The organism is Colwellia sp. BRX8-7 (genome assembly GCF_014077275.1).
GTDB lineage: Bacteria > Pseudomonadota > Gammaproteobacteria > Enterobacterales > Alteromonadaceae > Colwellia_A.
The window spans coordinates 1-2,457 of sequence record NZ_JACGVP010000051.1; the positions used below are offsets into that span (position 1 = coordinate 1).

General features: G+C 33.7%; 4 protein-coding genes. All 4 read right to left on the bottom strand.

All coding sequences use genetic code 11. The features are described from left to right. Positions 1-273 precede the first annotated feature (273 nt). Positions 274-663, bottom strand: a complete 390-nt coding sequence (locus tag H4J57_RS19255; protein WP_182172027.1) for a hypothetical protein — start codon at positions 661-663, stop codon at positions 274-276. Between the two features lie 121 nt (positions 664-784). Further along, on the bottom strand, positions 785-1,342 hold the full coding sequence (locus tag H4J57_RS19260; RefSeq protein ID WP_182243957.1) for a hypothetical protein: 558 nt from the start codon (positions 1,340-1,342) through the stop codon (positions 785-787). A 135-nt stretch (positions 1,343-1,477) separates the two neighbouring features. Continuing rightward, on the bottom strand, positions 1,478-1,729 hold the full coding sequence (locus H4J57_RS19265) for a hypothetical protein (RefSeq protein WP_182243958.1): 252 nt from the start codon (positions 1,727-1,729) through the stop codon (positions 1,478-1,480). Between the two features lie 121 nt (positions 1,730-1,850). Then, positions 1,851-2,213, bottom strand: coding sequence for a hypothetical protein (locus tag H4J57_RS19270; RefSeq protein ID WP_182204792.1), 363 nt, complete (start codon positions 2,211-2,213; stop codon positions 1,851-1,853). Between the last annotated feature and the right edge of the window lie 244 nt (positions 2,214-2,457).

Here is a 2,457-nt window from a genome sequence, read left to right on the forward strand (position 1 = left end):
AAACAATAAACACCGCACCACTTCGCCACCAAACTTTAATTGATAAACAATAACAAAAAATGATTACCGATCAACTAAATACAAAAGATTACCAAAACAAAGGAAGGAAAGTAAAAAACGCCGCTCCTTTGCATAAAAATATAAGCTAGCCAAACACTTTAAAAATAGAACAAGTGGTGCCTGCTAACGCCACGTTAAGCGGCAAAAAATTGTTGGCTAAAATTGTGAACGGAGTGAAACAGCCAACTGTTTTTTGTCCGTTTGAACGTCTTGTTATGTAGCATTTCTAGTTATACCACGAAATTTACCAGCGATGAATATTGCCACTAAAATAGATATTACAGTAAGAGGTAAATCAATAAACCATGTTGGAGAAATATATACAGTTTGCATGAGTAAAGAAACGATAAATGTAGCCACAACAGAGCTTATTACTTCTGTTAGTGAAAGGTGTAATAAAACATTAGATTCTTGTGCTTTAGCAAATAGAGTAAGAATAATTGAACCAACAAAAAATGAAGGTAATTTGAAATAAAGTAACAAGTCAATTCCTTCTTGCTTATCTAAATTATCTGCTCCAATTAACAAAGTGGTTAACGTACTCAATAAAGTGAGTGCCACAAAATGGAAAGCTGAAAATTTGATTATACGCGACCAGTTCAAAATGCTTCCTTGCTACATAACGCCACGTTAAGCGGCAAAAAATTGTTGGCTAAAATTGTGAACGGAGTGAAACAGCCAACTGTTTTTTGTCCGTTTGAACGTCTTGTTAGGTGAATTTTTATTATGACAAACCTACCACATCAGGCACTAATTTTGTAAACGATTCTCGCCAAGGCGTAAAAAGTTGAAGTGAGTTATTTGCAAATCCAATCTCAATTAGAGCAACGGGATTGTCGTCAAAGTAAAAATGTTGATGCTTTAACATTTGAATATTAGCCCATGGAATAATGTAACTTCCTTTAATTGAATCTGAAGTTAGAAGTATTTCTAATCCTGCTATCGAAGCACTTACCCACATAAAATATTGTTGGTCATCTATTAAACCAACTCCCTTCTCCCAATCTTTAAAAAGGTCTACATCTAAGTCTCTTTCTGTATGCCCGCCAGTCAGACAACCTATTGAGTTCATTTTTTTTAGGGACTTTTTATGTTTTATATTTGGCCTTAACAAAAAATAGACAACCAAAGAAAGTAAAAATAATCCGGTAAAATAAGTAATTGTGAATGAGTCGAAATATAAATTAACGCAATAAACTGCACTACAAGGTAAAACAAGTATGATGAATGATTTTTTAATTAAGCCTTTAATTAATGCTGTAATTAATACTTTTTTATACATAGCTTGAATTAAACTCCTATTCACCTAACGCCCCACTAAGAGGCAAATAATAGTTGGTTATAATAGAGAGCGTAGCGAACAAAACCAACTGTTATTTGTCCTGCTTGAGTGGCTTGTTATGTTTACAAAGCTCCACTATTTTTTCTTATATTTAATCGCAGAAATCGCAATTAAAACTGCCACAAATGCAACACCTACTGTCGCTATTGTAAGGCCTAAAGCGACACTTTGAATAGTTACATCTTCTGCATTATCATTAATAAAGAGTAATGTAGTTCTGAAAGCTAAAACACACAACATAACCAAATAAATGTATTTAAAGACAATAACCCAAACTTTTTTAAATACCTCCATATCGCTTAGTACTACTTTAGAGGGATTGTTCATCGAATATCCAATGTAAACATAACGCCCCATTAAGAGGCAAATAATAGTTGGCTAAAATAAGCGACGAAGGAGCAAATAGCCAACTGTTATTTGTCCTGCTTGAATGGCTTGTTATAAATACCTACTCAAATAGTGCAAAAATTCTTTTATCTGAATGTTGTAAATAGCCATATTTTAATTCTAATAAATGACCAGCTAAATCCATAGAATTAACGTTTGTATTTTGCCACGAACTCTCTTCTGACCAATGAACGGCGATACTTTTTAGCTTATCATCGTCAATAATTGATAACTCTTCTGAGAAGTTTATTGGCAATAACCAGAGGTTGTCACTTAAAGCAGAACCCGAACTTTTAAAGCAACTCAGTAAATCACTGATATGCTCTTTCTTAAAGTTACCTCCTCCCAGAATTGAGCCATCAAGAATTTCTTCAAAACTACTAACATCGCAATCTACATTTGCTGCGAAAAAGGTTACGTCCACACTCAATCCTTTTGGTATTTATAACGCCCAATTAAGCGGCGAATAATAGTTGGCTAAAATAGTGAGGAACGAACGACAGCCAACTGTTATTTGTCCGTTTGAATTGCTTGTTAGCAGATGCGTTAATTAAGAACACTTAAACCAACATACACATAAATAGTTAATTGATGGAAGTGAGAAACAATAAACACCGCACCACTTCGCCACCAAACTTTAATTGATAAACAATAACAAAAAATGATTA

Coding starts and splice junctions, on each gene's coding strand:
- H4J57_RS19260 (WP_182243957.1), bottom strand. CDS start 1,342: ATGTATAAAAAAGTATTAATTACAGCATTAATTAAAGGCTTAATTAAA.
- H4J57_RS19265 (WP_182243958.1), bottom strand. CDS start 1,729: ATGAACAATCCCTCTAAAGTAGTACTAAGCGATATGGAGGTATTTAAA.